This window comes from Piscibacillus salipiscarius JCM 13188 (assembly GCF_001311865.1).
In the GTDB taxonomy this organism is placed as follows: Bacteria; Bacillota; Bacilli; order Bacillales; family Alkalibacillaceae; genus Piscibacillus; species Piscibacillus salipiscarius.
Genome location: NZ_BBCD01000027.1, coordinates 25,839 through 40,317, shown reverse-complemented (window position 1 = coordinate 40,317; position 14,479 = coordinate 25,839). Strand labels below are relative to the sequence as shown.

The following is a 14,479-nucleotide window of genomic DNA, read 5'->3' as shown; positions in this document are numbered from 1 at the left end:
GTTTTTCTAAAATATCGACCACTTTTTTGATTTTATCAATCACTTTTTGAAATTTATCAATCACTTTCTTTAATTTATCGGTCGGTTAGGACTGAGAGGTTCGTTAAATTTCATCAACATATACCTGCAAGTCACAGAAAATCCCCCTCAAGCCGATTGAGGGGGATTAACTTCATTAAGATGGGTTTTTCATGTAATGTTTTTCGAATTGTTCACGGCGCTGTTTAGCAGCTTCACTGACTTGCTCATCTGCATGGTAAGATGAACGAACAAGTGGTGCTGACTGGCAGTGCTTAAAGCCTTTTTGGAAGGCAATCTTACGCAGTTCCGCAAACTCTTGTGGCTCGTAGTAACGAACGACGTTTAAATGATTACGTGTTGGTTGTAAGTACTGACCAATTGTTAGAATATCCACGTCATGTGCTAATAGATCATCCATCGCTTCGAGGATCTCTTCTTTTGTCTCACCTAAACCAACCATGATGCTTGATTTCGTCGGAACATCAGGCGCGACCTCTTTAACACGCTTTAGCAACGTTAACGAACGGTCGTATGTCGCTTTCGAACGTACAGTTGGTGTTAAGCGGCGAACCGTTTCGATGTTATGATTAAAAATGTCTGGTTTCGCGTCCATAAGTGTATGAAGGCTTTCGTAGTCACCCTTCATATCAGAAGGCAGAACTTCAACAGTTGTACCAGGATTACGTTCACGTACCGCACGAACTGTTTCGGCAAAAACTCCTGCGCCTCCGTCTTTCAAATCATCACGCGCAACCGCTGTGATAACTGCGTGGCGAAGTCCCATAATTTCAACAGACTCTGCTACACGCTGCGGCTCTTGCCAATCAATCTCAGTTGGAAGCCCTGTTTGTACCGCACAGAAACGGCACCCACGCGTACAAACTTTACCTAATATCATGAATGTAGCGGTCTTACGAACCGCCCAGCATTCGTGAATGTTCGGACAACGCGCTTCCTCACATACCGTATGTAAATTTTTCTCGCGCATCATTTTTTTAAGACCTGTGTAGTTCTTGTTCGTGTTAAGCTTAATTTTTAACCATTCCGGCTTTCTGACGTATTCATTGTTTTTCGCCATCCATGCCACCCCTTCTTAAATTTATTTGACTCCCTTTTTATTCAGTGAAAAATTCCACTCATCATTCTTATATTTTTCTTCCGCTAACGTCTGAACCTCTTGCTCTTGTTCAGGTGTTAGCTTGAAAGGAACTAACTCTATATCTAAACCTTTCTCAAACCCTTGGTGAAAGGCCTCTTCCACTTCCTCAAGCGTCAGTTTTCGGCCTAAATACGCTTCCATTGACGTCGCTTTCTCTTTAAACTTCGCCTTCGCTCGCTCACGAACCTCATCAGCCGGATATGCGAACATGTCGAATAAACATCGTCATCCATACTAATTGGAACCGATCCGTGCTGGAGAATGACCCCCTGCTTACGCGTCTGCGCACTACCAGCTGCCTTCTTATCGCCGATTACAAGCTCGTACCACGATGGTTCATCAAAACAAACCGCAGAACCCGTACGCTGTAGCTTACCTTCAGGGACCGCCATATCAGCATCAATTCCGAGTAACCGGTAGCCTTCAAGCAAACCTTGCGTAATCACGCGGTAAGCCTCCGTAACTGTTTTCGGCATCTTAGGATGAGTTTCAGACACAACGACGCTGTATGTTAATTCATGATCATGCAAGACCGCACGACCACCTGTTAATCGGCGAACGAAATCAAATCCGTAGCGCTTAACATTCTCTGTATGTATTTTCCCGTCAACCTTCTGAAAATACCCAACCGACATCGCAGCAGGCGTCCACGTGTAAAACCTTAAAACAGGCGGAATATCACCTTGACTATGCCAGCGCAAAAGACACTCGTCAAATGCCATGTTATAAGCGGCGTCATGCGCTTTCGTGTTAATAAAATACCACTTTTCTTTTGTCATGTTGTAACACTCACTTTAGTCAGATAAATTTTCTAACACTACCATCTTAACAAGACTATGTAAAAAAATAAAACGAAAATAAAGAATTGACCTAACTTTATACATAAAAATATGCTATATTATTGATAAGATAAAAATATAGTGTCATTCGTTAAGGAGTTTTCCCACATGATCGGTGAACGCGTAAAAAAATATAGACTAGAAAAGGGCCTGTCATTGACCGAGCTAGCTGAACGCGCGGGCGTGGCTAAATCGTATTTGAGTGCCCTAGAACGCAATATCCAACAAAACCCATCTGTTCAATTTTTAGAAAAAGTCGCATCAGAACTCGGCATCACAATTGACCATTTGATTAAAGATACGGTAAAAGAAGGACAATCAGGACTTGATACAGAATGGGAAAAGCTAGTTAAAGAGGCTATGAATTCAGGAGTCTCTAAGGAAGAGTTTAAAAACTTCCTAGAGTTTAATAAATGGAAACTAAAGAATGAAGATGAGTAAATCGCCAGAGATGGCGGTTTTTGTTTTGTAAAATAAAAGCAAGCCCACCTTTAATAAAGTGGACCTGCCTTAAGTTTTAATCTGAAACCTTTTTTGCATGAACGATAATCCTATGGGTTGGATTATACATCGGTTCGCAAGTAATCAGCGTAATAATAGAATCATCACCATTGGTTTTAACACCGACACATCATCTGGCGTTACTAACTGAGTATCATAGACTTCATAAGTCAGGTTCGATTCCAGTGTTTCAATATTAACCCGATCACCGATCTCTACTTCGTCTAGCCGGTTAAATAGATGGCCTTCCGTATAACTTCGGTGTCCGGCAATACCAGTGTTTCCAATTTCACCAAGTGAACTCGTTCCTTCCATAATACCGAGTCCAAGATCTAAGTTCTTATCTGTTGCTCCCTGAAGCATAGGAACAGTGAGATTAATTTTTTCAATATGCAGGAGTCCAACGACTCCAGCATCAAGGGATTTAGTTTCTGGTTCGGGCTCACCCTCAGCAGGTCCATTGCCACTCACCTCAATTTCATCCCGTTCTTGGTTTTCAGTGAAAATTTGATCCAAATTTTGAAACTCACGAACGAGCTCATCTTGCTTTGACGCATAGATTTGTTTCTGTATATGAGGGAAAGCGATAATCCCGATACCAACTAAGATAAATAGAATAGCAATCAGCTTTTTCACTTCTTATCACTAGAAAGCCTGCGGGTTACTAAGTATAGCGCAAGACCACTAATTAAGAACGTTCCCCCAATGATGTAAAATAAGTATGGTATTTCTTCACCAGTTTGAGGAAGGAAGCCGCTACCTTTAACATTCGTATCTGAACCTACAACATCCTCTTGATTCTCTTGAGGAGGTTCAGCTTCAGCCCAAACCTTAATGTTAAATTCAGTGCTTAAACCTTGGAATGAATTATCTGATTCGTAAGGGAATGTTGCTTTAAATTCAAATTCCTCCGATTCACCTATTTTTAATAAGCGAGACTCCATTCCGTTAAAACCTGCTAAGCTTCCGTCATAAATAAGTTCACCAGAAGAGTCCGTCACGGTTAACTGAAATTGATTAAATAACTTTTCAGATCCTCCAGTAGACTCAGCAATCGAATGAAAATAGTAATCATAATCTCCATCATTTTCGACCACTAGATTACGAATCATATAATCCCCAGGTTTAAGATTTTCAACTTTAAATAAAAATTCCTCATTCAAACTAATCGAGACATCATCGGCGTAGACTTGAGATGGGCCAAAAACTAAAGCACCAATTAACGTGAATATAAAGATGATTCTTTTAGCCAATGTACTGCCTCCTTCCTCAGTAGATATGTATGAGGTAGGGGGAGACCCTACCTAAAAAGATTACTCACCGTTATTTGCTTGTTCGTTTGTTTCAATGTAACCATTCTCACCTAAATCATCTTCAGTAATTTCTTGACCTTCCCACTGAGTAGCTTCGAATGAGAATGTTAGCATTGCACCATTAGCTTGATAGATGTTTTGTTCATATTCACCATACTCATCTTTATCTTGATCATCAATAAATTCAATTTTCAAACGTAACACATCTGGATCAGTCGGGTCTACAGGCAGTCCTTCCCAACCATTATTAGTCTCTGTTGTAACATTTAAACGATGACCTTTAATGTAGTTTTTATGGTTAATAGCATCATAGACTTTAGACCTGGCAGCATTAATTTGTGAAGAAGATGCATCTTTGCTATTCAGTGAATCAGATGCTAAATAGAAGTCTTTTAATGTTACATTATCATCTTGACCCAATAGTTCCTTTTGATAATCGCCACCACTTTCAGCTCCTAAAGTGATGATTGAAACTCTAAATTGATCTAAGAAAGCTAGTGGATCTGTATTTACATTATCAAACCAAGAATCTCCTGAACCAGGGAACATCATTTCTGCTTGAGGCTCATCACCAAGAACAGTACCTATACTAGCAAATTGCATATTTTCAATAGCCATTAAAACTTCTTTAATTGCTAAAGAACCTTTGTTAACAAATTTGATATCTCTAGTCATCGTGTCACCAGGCTTTAAATTGACCACCTCAAACGTAAATGGCTTACCTTCAGCCACTTGCTCTAAATCCATTTCCAGAGTACCAGCCGCAAAAGCTGCACTCGTGTCTTCAACATCGTTAAACGCTGCATATGTTCCACCAGCTACTAAAGATAAACCCATAGCAGCTGACATTGAACCCATCATTAATTTCTTTTTTAATTTCATCTATCTCTCCCCCAAACCTTATTTATTTTGGCCTTCTACTAAACTGTTAAGATCTCCGTTGCTTTCAATTCCAAAGTCCATATCATTTCCTCTTTCTTCTCCAGGCATTTGAGTCGCCTCAAACTTCATAGAGATTTCGGCTTCTTCATCTTGATATTTGTTTTGAACTTGGAAACGAGAATTATCAAATGTTTCATCTACTTCTTTGAATAAGAATGAAACTTCATATGAAATTTCATCACCCGGATTTAATGCAGCTGTTGCAGCATCTGTTCCCGTCATCTCTGCATTGGTAATACCGTTTAATTGATCTAAAGTTGTGGTCACTAGATGGGTACCATCTCTACTAATTGATACTTCGAATTGTGCTAAGAAATCTTCTAATTCATTGTCTCCCGCACCAGGCCAAAGCTTCGTATTAAGGTCTAATGCATCTTCATTATTCCAACCACCAACTTCAATGGTTGTTAAAATCTGATTGATATCTAGCGTACCGCCATTTCTAAGTACAAGTGTTTCAGACCAGTGATCACCTGGCTTTAAGTTATCAAGTTGAAAATCAATCGTGGTTTGTTCACCAATTTGTAAATCTAGTATTCCTGTTACAAATAGGTTTTGAGTTTCCTCCACGTCGTTAAACGCAGCCCATGTTCCTCCTCCTACTAGTGATAGTCCTAGTGCACCTGTTAGTACACCGATACCAAGTTTCTTTTTGATATCCAAAATAATTCCTCCTTTTACCTCTCCCAAGGCAATAAATAATTTATTAATTCACCGTCAAAAGCTAAGAGCTTTAACGGTAAAACACTATGAAATATTTTCTGCGGGTTCTGAACTAGACTCTTCTTTTTGCTGTTTTTCTTCTCTTATAGCTAGATAAATAGTTTTTCCTGAGCTGAACAATAACCAAAATCCAGGAATAAACATTAATGTGACTAATCCAAATTTAGAATTCGCAAAATCCATTGCATAGCCTAAATAAGGTACATTGATGCCTTCATGAACACCGTAAATATTAGCTGGAAGCACAGCGTTAGCATCTGCGAACTCATTGTTATCACCTTGAGTTCTAAACATTAGCTGCCCATCGTTATTTAAAACCTCTATAATTCGGTGAGTCACAAAATGATTTTCTCTTTGTTGGAACATAATGATGTCGCCTTCTTTAAGGTTTCGAACCTCAAAATCTGGTTTAATCCCAATAACTGCTCCAGTTTTAATTTCAGGTTCCATTGATCCTGAATAGACGACCTTAAGTTCTTGCCCAAACACTTTTGGAGTGCCATCACTCATCAAATTTGAAATTACTAATACGAATGTAAACAAGAATGCAGCAATTAATAGAAAGTTAATGGTTCGATTGCCCCATTTAATTATCTTGACTTTCATCGTTATCACCCTTTGAGTTTTCAGTATTTCCTTCTTCACTATCTACGTTAGTATTATTTTCTTGTTCTACAGGTTCATCTGACTCCGATTCTTTATTTTCCTTGTTATTAGTAGACTCCGTTTCAGCACTATTAGTACCTTGCTGTTCTTCTTTCTCTTGATCTTTCGTGTCTTCTGCTTCCTCAGTTTGAGTAGTTTGTTCTTCACCACTATTTGTATTTTTAGGAGCTTTCTCTTTTTGTTCAGTCATGTTTTCTGAATCAGCTTTTGATTTTTCCTTTGTTTGTTTTTCTTCTACAGATTTATCTTTTGAATCATTCGATTCTTTTTTGCTTACGTTTTCTTGATGATTTCCATCACCTTCATCTGTTTGTTGCGAATCATCACAAGCTTGTGGGTTGCCAGGGTGATTTTCATCGCATACATCGTCTGGTGATCCACTGTCTTTCTCTTTATCTTCTCCAGGTTCTTCTTGATCGGCACAATCGGTAACATGAATTTTTCCACTAAATCCACCACTATCTCCACCAGGGTGCCCTTCAGGTCTTACAAACTTAAATTTGTATTTTCCATTTTCAAGTTCACCTTCATAAGCTAGCTCTGCAGAATCACCAGAATCTATCAATGGTGTTTCACCTTCGTGTATTACATCTCCATCATTACCTTGAGATATTTTGATGACCTGATAACCCCAAGGCACTTCCATATCACCGTCGCCACCGTTCTTGACATAGGCATAAATACGATCACAATTTCCTCCAACTTTTTGACCATCAAAAGTTAAAGAACTTTTATCCCACTTTTCGTCTTCATCTAATTCCCAACCCACTTTTAATGAAGCAGATATTTCTTCCACATCATTAAAAGCCGCTTCAGTTGAACCAGCGATCGATGATAAAAACAGAAATAACAGATATAGACCAATTAAAGGTTTGATGAATAAACTTTTCTTCAACTCTCTCTTCCTTCTCGCAGTTAATCGACTTTTTCTCATTTGGATAATGATCCCTCCTAGCCGGGAACGTTCTATGTAATGAACACAAGATTAATTATATGTTCGTTATAATGAATATATGAATAGTATAGACTTGCCGCTCAGATATGCAAAACCCGAAAAAGCCCAAATATTCTAAATAATGAACAAATATTGTTCTTTTTAAAGAACAAGACCCTTTTTCCTTAAAATTCCTAACCTTTTCTTCGTTTTACTCCGTTCTTTATTAAGAACAACTAAACAAAACAAAAACCTTGCCCCAAATTTCTTAGGACAAGGTCTATTAATCTACCTATTATTCACTTGCTTTTGCTAGTTGTTGTCTTAGTTCGTTTAGTTCATCTTCCATGCGTGATAATGTTTTTTCTAACATGGTGACGTTTCCGCCGGTTGATTCTAATTTATCGAGATCTCCTTGAATTCGGATGTAATCCATTTTTAATTCATCGATTCGTTCTTGGATTTCTTTCTTTTTCATCTAATCACCTCAAATTCATTGTAAGAAAAATAAAACTTTTTCCAAATAAAAAGGTCAGGCCTCATGACCTAACCTTAATGAAAGATGAAATTTTTAAGTGGAACTTCTTGCTTCTTAGCTTTGCCGTCTTGGCTATACTCGATCATAAAGGATTTCAGGTGATTCTGGTAGCTCGGGTTTTTGAGTTTGACTTGCATGACTAAGGTTATTTCAGGCTTTGTCATTTGATACCCTTTAACCTTCTGGTAATTTGAGATTCTCTCTAAATCTTTTTCACTCATATCACCGTACAAATTTGGGTTTGATTGGATTCATCAATCCATAGCTTTATTTGAATGTCCGAATCATCCGCTTCAAGAACTTCGCCTTCATTCGTTAATATGTTAATGTCTTCTATCGTAGGAAGTCCTTCTCCAGTCCATTCAAATTCTTTTCCAATGTAAATGTACTCATGTTCTACAAGTAAATTGTGCTGCACACCAGCGTGACTCACACTAGTAAACTCGACCTCATTACTTGCCGCTTCTACTACAAAGTACCCGACTAACCCGACCAAGGTGATCACCAAACCTAGACTCCATCTTTTTATCTTTTTCACGTCGGTTCACTCCAATAGTTTATTATACGGTTTTCGATACTCGTATAATTCTATTCGACATGACAAGTATTTAATCCTCTAAATTTTTAGGTCTTTTGACTTAAGAAAAGAAAACAGCACATAGCTTGCGACCCGGCTAGTCATATTACGAAAGTCCAAAGTCGGGTCAATTTCAACGATATCCATCCCTTTAACCATCGGATGTTTCGCCGCTTCTTGAACGGCTGTTAGGAGCGTTTGGCTGTCCATGCCGCCTGGGCCGATTGCCGGGCACCCCGGCGCAAAGGCTTGGTCTAATACATCCATATCGACGGATAAATAGATATAATCAACTCGTTTTTTTTAAATAGTTAATAGACTCACGTATAATCGATTCAATTCGGTCCTGTAGCACATCTTGCATCGTGTAGACTTTAACGCCTTGCTTCACGGCGTAATCGGCATACGCCTTGGCATTGGTAAAATCACGAATCCCGATTTGAACGATGTGCTCACCTTTTAATACGCTATTTTCTATCGATCTGCGAAAAGGAGTTCCGTTCGTCGGCCCGCCGTCATCTAAATTTCGCAGGTCATGATGGGCATCAAACTGAATGACGCCCACCTTCCCTTTTGTTTCGTGTAATGCTTTTATTGACGGAAAACTGACTGAATGATCGCCCCCGAATAAATAAAATACTCTGGATTGTGCGTCTGGATTACGTCTTTTACCGATTGATAGATTCGGTCTTGTGATTCCACTATATCAGTCGGATGCATCACGACATCCCCAAAGTCTACAATTTGTGTATCACGTAAATCTTGATCGGTATGATTCGCATACGTTGAGTAGCTTCCCATGGCCTGACGAATGGCCCCGGGAGCCATCGACGCACCCGAATGACTGATCGACGGTTTAGAAAGTGGTGCCCCCATCAATCCATATTTTACCGAACCCTCATGCACGTTAAGATCAACAAGTAATTCATTCATCTTTTTCGTGTAACGATCAACGAACTTCGCCTGTCCAGCTGGTTTGATATACCTAGACAAGTAAATCACCTCGCTGGTATAGCTTTTGACCGGCTTTAAAGACCGTATTAACGTGGTTCACGCCGTAATGGTAAGGAATGTAAAGGTAATTCGGTGCATCCCAAATAACCACATCAGCTTTGCGGCCTACTTTAATTTGCCCCGCTTCTTCTCCACGGTTAATCGCATGAGCCGCATTGACCGTTACGGCATGCCAAATCTCTTCTGGTGTCATTTTCATCTTAAGGGCTGCGAGTGACATGATGAGCTGAATGTTTTCTGTCACGCTACTGCCTGGGTTAAAGTCCGTTGAAATGGCTATTGCAGCGCCCGTTTCGATCATATCTCGCGCGCGTGCAAATTCACCTTTTCCTAAGTAAAAAATCGTACCAGGAAGCAGTACGCCGATTGTATCTGATCCTGCGAGCTGTTTGATTCCGTCATCGGTTGCGACAGCTAAATGATCGCCTGTTGTTGCACCAAGTTCTACAGCAAGCTGCGTTCCGCCAAGTGGGTCGATTTCATCTGCATGAATTTTCACATCAAAGCCGTGATCTTTTGCCTTTTGTAAGTAACGTCTAGATTGTTCAATCGTAAACACACCTGTTTCAGTAAAAATATCGACGAACTCAGCGAGGTTTTCTTCTTTGATTTGATCAAAAAGTGCTGCCATTTCGCCTAGTAAGGCATCAGGATTGTCCTTGTACTCTTCCGTAATCGCATGGGCGCCAAGGAAAGTAGACACCAAATCAAGTGAGTGGTTTTCCCCTGCTTTTTTCGCAACGCGCAACTGTTTTAGCTCCGTCTCTTTGTCCATGCCGTAACCACTTTTCGCCTCAACCGTTGTAATGCCGTACGATGCCATACGGTTTAAATGAAACATTGCTTTTTCGTAAAGCTCTTCTTCCGTTGCTTTTCGCGTTGCACGAACCGTTGATAAGATGCCGCCGCCTTGCTTTAAGATATCTAAGTAAGGAACGCCTTGTTGCTTTAAAGCCATTTCGTGTTCACGAGAACCGCCGAATACTAAATGCGTGTGTGGTTCGACAAGGCCAGGGGTGACGAGCTTTCCTTCGCAGTCGACTTTTTCATCCGCTTCGGAGTTGATCAACTCGTTCGTGGGCGCGATTTCTGCAATTTTACCACCCTTCATTAAAATCGCATAGTTTTCTTTAACATCGAGTTTGCTCATGTTTTCACCGCGAACCGGGCCTTCGTGCTGATCCATGGTGAGTAGTTGTCCAATATTATAAAGTAGTGTGGTCTGTGCCATGTGTATCCTCCTTTGATTGTTAGAACCCGCGCCTGAATCTTGCGCGGGTGTGAGTGTTTATTTTTCATCAAGCATTGGAATGTGAACGCCTTTCTCGCGGGCCGTTTGTTCAGCGAGCTCGTATCCCGCATCGACGTGTCTCGCTACGCCCATACCAGGATCAGATGTCAGCACGCGTTCTAAACGCTCAGCTGCATCATCTGTTCCATCTGCGACAATCACCATCCCAGCGTGTAGTGAGTAGCCCATGCCAACTCCGCCTCCGTGGTGAACCGATACCCAGCTCGCACCGTTAACAGAATTAATCAGCGCGTTTAAAATCGGCCAGTCCGCAACTGCATCGCTCCATCTTTCATCGATTCCGTTTCACGGTTTGGCGATGCGACAGATCCTGCATCTAAGTGGTCACGGCCAATGACAATAGGAGCTGAGATGTCGCCTTTTGCAACCATGTCGTTAATAATTTTGCCGAAACGCGCACGTTCGCCGTAGCCTAACCAGCAAATTCGAGATGGCAGCCCTTGGAAAGCGACCTTATCTCGCGCCATGCGGATCCACTTGCATAAGTGCTCGTTGTACGCGAATTCTTTTAAAAGAACCTCATCAATTTGTAGATGTCCTCTGGGTCACCTGATAACGCCGCCCAGCGGAAAGGCCCTTTCCCTTCACAGAACTGCGGACGAATGAACGCTGGAACGAATCCAGGGAAGTCGAAGGCATTTTCTAAACCTTCATTGTAAGCTTCCTGACGAATGTTGTTTCCGTAGTCGAATGTGATGGCTCCTGCTTTCTGTAAATCTAGCATCGCCTGAACGTGAGATTTAATGCTAGAGCGAGAGTCTTTGAGATATTTTTCAGGGTTGGACTTTCTGATTTCTGCACCTTGTTCCATGGTGTAACCTGCAGGTAAATAGCCGTTCAGCGGATCGTGCGCTGACGTTTGGTCGGTTACTAGATCCGGCATTTCCCCTCGTTTTACGAGTTCAGGTAAAATTTCTGCAGCATTTCCAAGTAAGCCAATCGATAACGGCTGGCCTGCTGCTTTGGCTTGTTTCGCCATGTCGAGAGCCTCATCAAGAGTTGTTGCCATTTTGTCTAAATAGCGGTGTTCAATGCGGCGCTTAATGCGCGTTTCATCCACCTCAATCGCAATCACAACACCATCATTCATCGTCACCGCAAGTGGCTGTGCGCCACCCATGCCGCCAAGACCAGCAGTGACCGTAAGCGTACCTTGTAGTGAACCATCAAAATGCTGGCGAGCCGCTTCAGCGAATGTTTCATACGTTCCTTGTAAAATACCTTGAGTCCCAATGTAAATCCAGCTTCCCGCTGTCATTTGGCCGTACATCATGAGGCCCTTCTTCTCTAGCTCGCGGAAATGATCCCAATTCGCCCACGCCGGTACGAGGTTCGAGTTAGCGAGTAACACGCGAGGCGCATCCTTTTGGGATTTAAAGACCGCAACCGGCTTACCCGATTGAACGAGTAGTGTTTCATCTTCTTCTAAATTTTTGAGTGTCGCAACGATCGCTTCAAAACTTTCCCAATTACGAGCAGCTTTTCCTATACCCCCCATATACGACTAGCTCATCAGGATTTTCTGCAACTTCTGGGTCCAAATTGTTCATCAGCATTCGTAGAGCCGCTTCTTGGACCCACCCTTTCGTATTCAGTTCAGTCCCTCGTGGTGCACGGATTGTTTTAACTGGATTTGACATGTAATACTCCTCCTTGATCTAGAAAACTATTTTAAAATACATGATTACGGACACTTTCTATCAAAATATGAACAATTCTCTTGTAAATGCAAACAGTTTAATCAAGTATATGAACACTTTTGTTTTAAATACGGACAGTTTATAGCAAGATACGAACACTTTCTTATTAAATACGGACAATTCACTCTGATATACGGACAATTAGTTCAAAGATACGAACAGTTCCACTCAACATACGATAAATGCGTGAATTTTACTGTCTCAACCATTCTTGAAGTGCCTCAATATCCTTCGAAAACACCCGATCTCGTTTAATACTCGGTACGACCTCGCGCCCCGCCTCGTAAAGAACTCGAGTTGTCTCGGCCATCTTAGCAGGTCCGCCCCTCAGTTCCACGGCCTGCATGGCGCAAATAAACTCGATTGCGACCACGCGACGAACGTTTTCGATAATCTGTGCGGCGTGCCTCGCTCCTATTGTCCCCATACTAACGTGATCTTCTTGATTCGCTGATGACGGAATCGAGTCCACGCTTGCAGGGTGGGCAAGGGTTTTGTTTTCTGATACGAGGGATGCGGCTGTGTACTGCATAATCATCGCGCCAGATTGAAGTCCTGGTTCTGGGCTTAAAAACGGCGGCAGGTCATTCAGCTGCGGATTAACCAAACGCTCTATCCTGCGCTCTGAAATGTTCGCGACTTCACTCATGCCGATTTTTAATAAATCCATCGCAACCGCAATCGGCTGGCCGTGAAAGTTTCCTCCAGATAATACTTTTCCTTCATCAGAAAAAATGAGCGGGTTATCAGTTGCTGCATTAATCTCGGTTTCGAGCTTATCTTTAACGTAACCAAGTGTTTGCCACGATGCTCCCAGCACTTGCGGAATACAGCGTATGGAGTATGCATCTTGAATTCGCTTCTCACCTTGTTTGGTCGTTAATTGACTTCCTTTCAAGTACTCACGCATTCTTTCTGCCACTTCTCTCTGTTCGGCGTGCCCTCGCGCATGTGAATGAGGTCATCAAAGGCGCACGTAATGCTCTCGAGACCCTCCATCGTCATGGCGGCAATTTTTCTGAATACGTTAATACTTTTTCAGCATCAAGGTAAGCTAAAACGCCAACTGCGGTCATGGCCTGGGTCCCGTTAATCAGAGCCAGACCTTCTTTTGCTTTTAACTGAACAGGCTCTAACTTTTCTTGGTTAAATGCGATCATCGTTGGCACTTGTTCGCCTTGATAATAGACTTCACCCTCACCTAACAAAACTAATGCCAAATGCGCAAGTGGAGCGAGATCCCCGCTTGCTCCTAATGAACCTTGCTGAGGAATAACAGGGTGAATTCGGTGATTCAGTAAATCTATTAATCTTTCAATAATGACGGGCCGAACCCCTGAGTAACCTTTCAAAAGCGCATTGGCGCGAAGTAAAATCATCGCCCGGCTTACTTGTTCTGAAAAAGGCTCACCCACTCCGCATGCGTGCGAGTGAATTAAGTTCAACTGAAGCTCATCAAGATCTCCGTCCTCAATTTCGACATCGCTAAATTTTCCGAATCCTGTGTTGATTCCGTAAATGACTTGATGCTGGTCTAAGTAATCTTCAACAGCCTTCCGACTTTTCTTAACTTCTTCTAAACTCTCTTTTGATATGGTAACGGTTTCAAAACCTGTTACAATTTGTTTTACTTTTTCTAAATCCAGATTAGATCCGGTTAACTCCATGTCATCACTCCTTTAATAGACAAAAAGGGACTAACCCTCAAGGTATTCCTTGAAGGTTAGCCCCCTATTATCTCATCGCTCTGGGCGTTTCTATTTAAATGTGGTTAATACCGAGACCTGTTGTTTCATGCTCTAGCCCTTTAATAGGCGCGCCAATGGTTCCATATAACGCTACAGCAATCCATTCACCTTCTGCCTCATTTTCATAAGGCATCCCGCGTACGACGCTAAACCTTAGTCCAACTGTTCGCATCACATCTCCTAGTAACACCTGGCCTCTTGTGACGCCTTCTAACGCTTCTAAAATGGCATGGTATAGCGCGTGCATTTCTCGGTATAGTTTTTCATCAATAATCTGATGGCGCTTGGCAGCTGTTTCAATCGCTGAGACGACCTTCTGCATATCCATCGATCCTGTTTTTCCTAAACAATAATGAAAACCTGATTCAGTGACGCGAGCTTCGGCCTCTTCGATCTCATGGCTACTAGCTAATACTAACTGAAGAGCTGACTTTCCGATTCCCGCTTCTAATGACTTTTTCATGTTAACACCAACAATTTCTATTATACGTT

12 protein-coding genes and 5 pseudogenes are annotated in these 14,479 nt (G+C 41.7%); 1 reads left to right on the top strand and 16 read right to left on the bottom strand.

Annotated elements, in window-relative coordinates; genetic code table 11:
* Positions 1-175: 175 nt before the first annotated feature.
* Together lipA and JCM13188_RS14900 are read right to left on the bottom strand one after the other, a co-directional pair.
* Positions 176-1,099, bottom strand: coding sequence for a lipoyl synthase (gene lipA, locus JCM13188_RS14905; RefSeq protein WP_054754766.1), 924 nt, complete (start codon positions 1,097-1,099; stop codon positions 176-178).
* Between the two features lie 21 nt (positions 1,100-1,120).
* Positions 1,121-1,959, bottom strand: a pseudogene (locus tag JCM13188_RS14900) (lipoate--protein ligase family protein).
* 168 nt (positions 1,960-2,127) lie between these two features.
* Between JCM13188_RS14900 and JCM13188_RS14895 the strand changes: the two are divergent.
* A complete protein-coding gene (locus JCM13188_RS14895; RefSeq protein ID WP_054754765.1) occupies positions 2,128-2,460 on the top strand; it encodes a helix-turn-helix domain-containing protein in 333 nt (110 codons plus the stop codon).
* Positions 2,461-2,536: 76 nt separating this feature from the next.
* Here JCM13188_RS14895 and JCM13188_RS14890 read toward each other — a convergent pair.
* From JCM13188_RS14890 to hutP, 14 genes and pseudogenes are all read right to left on the bottom strand, one after another.
* Positions 2,537-2,991: pseudogene (locus tag JCM13188_RS14890) on the bottom strand (class D sortase).
* A gap of 161 nt (positions 2,992-3,152) precedes the next feature.
* Complete coding sequence (locus JCM13188_RS14885; RefSeq protein WP_054754763.1) at positions 3,153-3,773, bottom strand: TasA family protein; 621 nt, start codon at positions 3,771-3,773, stop codon at positions 3,153-3,155.
* Between the two features lie 60 nt (positions 3,774-3,833).
* Entirely contained in the window at positions 3,834-4,715 is an 882-nt protein-coding gene (locus tag JCM13188_RS14880; RefSeq protein ID WP_054754762.1) for a TasA family protein, read from the bottom strand.
* A gap of 18 nt (positions 4,716-4,733) precedes the next feature.
* Positions 4,734-5,438 (bottom strand): TasA family protein, encoded by a 705-nt coding sequence (locus JCM13188_RS14875; protein WP_054754761.1) that lies wholly within the window; start codon positions 5,436-5,438, stop codon positions 4,734-4,736.
* 84 nt (positions 5,439-5,522) lie between these two features.
* Positions 5,523-6,104 (bottom strand): signal peptidase I SipW, encoded by a 582-nt coding sequence (gene sipW / locus JCM13188_RS14870; protein WP_054754760.1) that lies wholly within the window; start codon positions 6,102-6,104, stop codon positions 5,523-5,525.
* A complete protein-coding gene (tapA, locus tag JCM13188_RS14865) occupies positions 6,085-7,098 on the bottom strand; it encodes an amyloid fiber anchoring/assembly protein TapA (protein WP_054754759.1) in 1,014 nt (337 codons plus the stop codon). Before tapA ends, sipW begins: the two co-directional genes overlap by 20 nt.
* Positions 7,099-7,393: 295 nt before the next feature.
* Positions 7,394-7,576, bottom strand: a complete 183-nt coding sequence (locus tag JCM13188_RS14860) for an SE1832 family protein (RefSeq protein WP_054754758.1) — start codon at positions 7,574-7,576, stop codon at positions 7,394-7,396.
* Positions 7,577-7,650: 74 nt separating this feature from the next.
* Positions 7,651-7,857, bottom strand: coding sequence for a hypothetical protein (locus JCM13188_RS14855; protein ID WP_054754757.1), 207 nt, complete (start codon positions 7,855-7,857; stop codon positions 7,651-7,653).
* Positions 7,854-8,174, bottom strand: coding sequence for a hypothetical protein (locus tag JCM13188_RS14850; protein WP_279401946.1), 321 nt, complete (start codon positions 8,172-8,174; stop codon positions 7,854-7,856). The genes JCM13188_RS14855 and JCM13188_RS14850 overlap by 4 nt, the downstream gene beginning before the upstream one ends.
* Before the next feature lie 78 nt (positions 8,175-8,252).
* Positions 8,253-9,146, bottom strand: a pseudogene (gene hutG, locus JCM13188_RS14845) (formimidoylglutamase).
* A gap of 52 nt (positions 9,147-9,198) precedes the next feature.
* Positions 9,199-10,458 carry an imidazolonepropionase gene (hutI, locus tag JCM13188_RS14840; protein WP_054754755.1) on the bottom strand — a complete coding sequence of 420 codons (1,260 nt, stop codon included), beginning with the start codon at positions 10,456-10,458 and terminating at the stop codon, positions 9,199-9,201.
* A gap of 57 nt (positions 10,459-10,515) precedes the next feature.
* A pseudogene (hutU, locus tag JCM13188_RS14835) lies at positions 10,516-12,179 on the bottom strand (urocanate hydratase).
* Positions 12,180-12,432: 253 nt separating this feature from the next.
* Positions 12,433-13,906: pseudogene (hutH, locus tag JCM13188_RS14830) on the bottom strand (histidine ammonia-lyase).
* Positions 13,907-14,000: 94 nt separating this feature from the next.
* Positions 14,001-14,450 carry a histidine utilization transcription antiterminator HutP gene (gene hutP / locus JCM13188_RS14825; protein WP_054754754.1) on the bottom strand — a complete coding sequence of 150 codons (450 nt, stop codon included), beginning with the start codon at positions 14,448-14,450 and terminating at the stop codon, positions 14,001-14,003.
* Positions 14,451-14,479: the final 29 nt, after the last annotated feature.

Coding starts and splice junctions, on each gene's coding strand:
- lipA (WP_054754766.1), bottom strand. CDS start 1,099: ATGGCGAAAAACAATGAATACGTCAGAAAGCCGGAATGGTTAAAAATT.
- JCM13188_RS14895 (WP_054754765.1), top strand. CDS start 2,128: ATGATCGGTGAACGCGTAAAAAAATATAGACTAGAAAAGGGCCTGTCA.
- JCM13188_RS14880 (WP_054754762.1), bottom strand. CDS start 4,715: ATGAAATTAAAAAAGAAATTAATGATGGGTTCAATGTCAGCTGCTATG.
- sipW (WP_054754760.1), bottom strand. CDS start 6,104: ATGAAAGTCAAGATAATTAAATGGGGCAATCGAACCATTAACTTTCTA.
- tapA (WP_054754759.1), bottom strand. CDS start 7,098: ATGAGAAAAAGTCGATTAACTGCGAGAAGGAAGAGAGAGTTGAAGAAA.
- JCM13188_RS14860 (WP_054754758.1), bottom strand. CDS start 7,576: ATGAAAAAGAAAGAAATCCAAGAACGAATCGATGAATTAAAAATGGAT.
- JCM13188_RS14855 (WP_054754757.1), bottom strand. CDS start 7,857: ATGAGTGAAAAAGATTTAGAGAGAATCTCAAATTACCAGAAGGTTAAA.
- hutI (WP_054754755.1), bottom strand. CDS start 10,458: ATGGCACAGACCACACTACTTTATAATATTGGACAACTACTCACCATG.
- hutP (WP_054754754.1), bottom strand. CDS start 14,450: ATGAAAAAGTCATTAGAAGCGGGAATCGGAAAGTCAGCTCTTCAGTTA.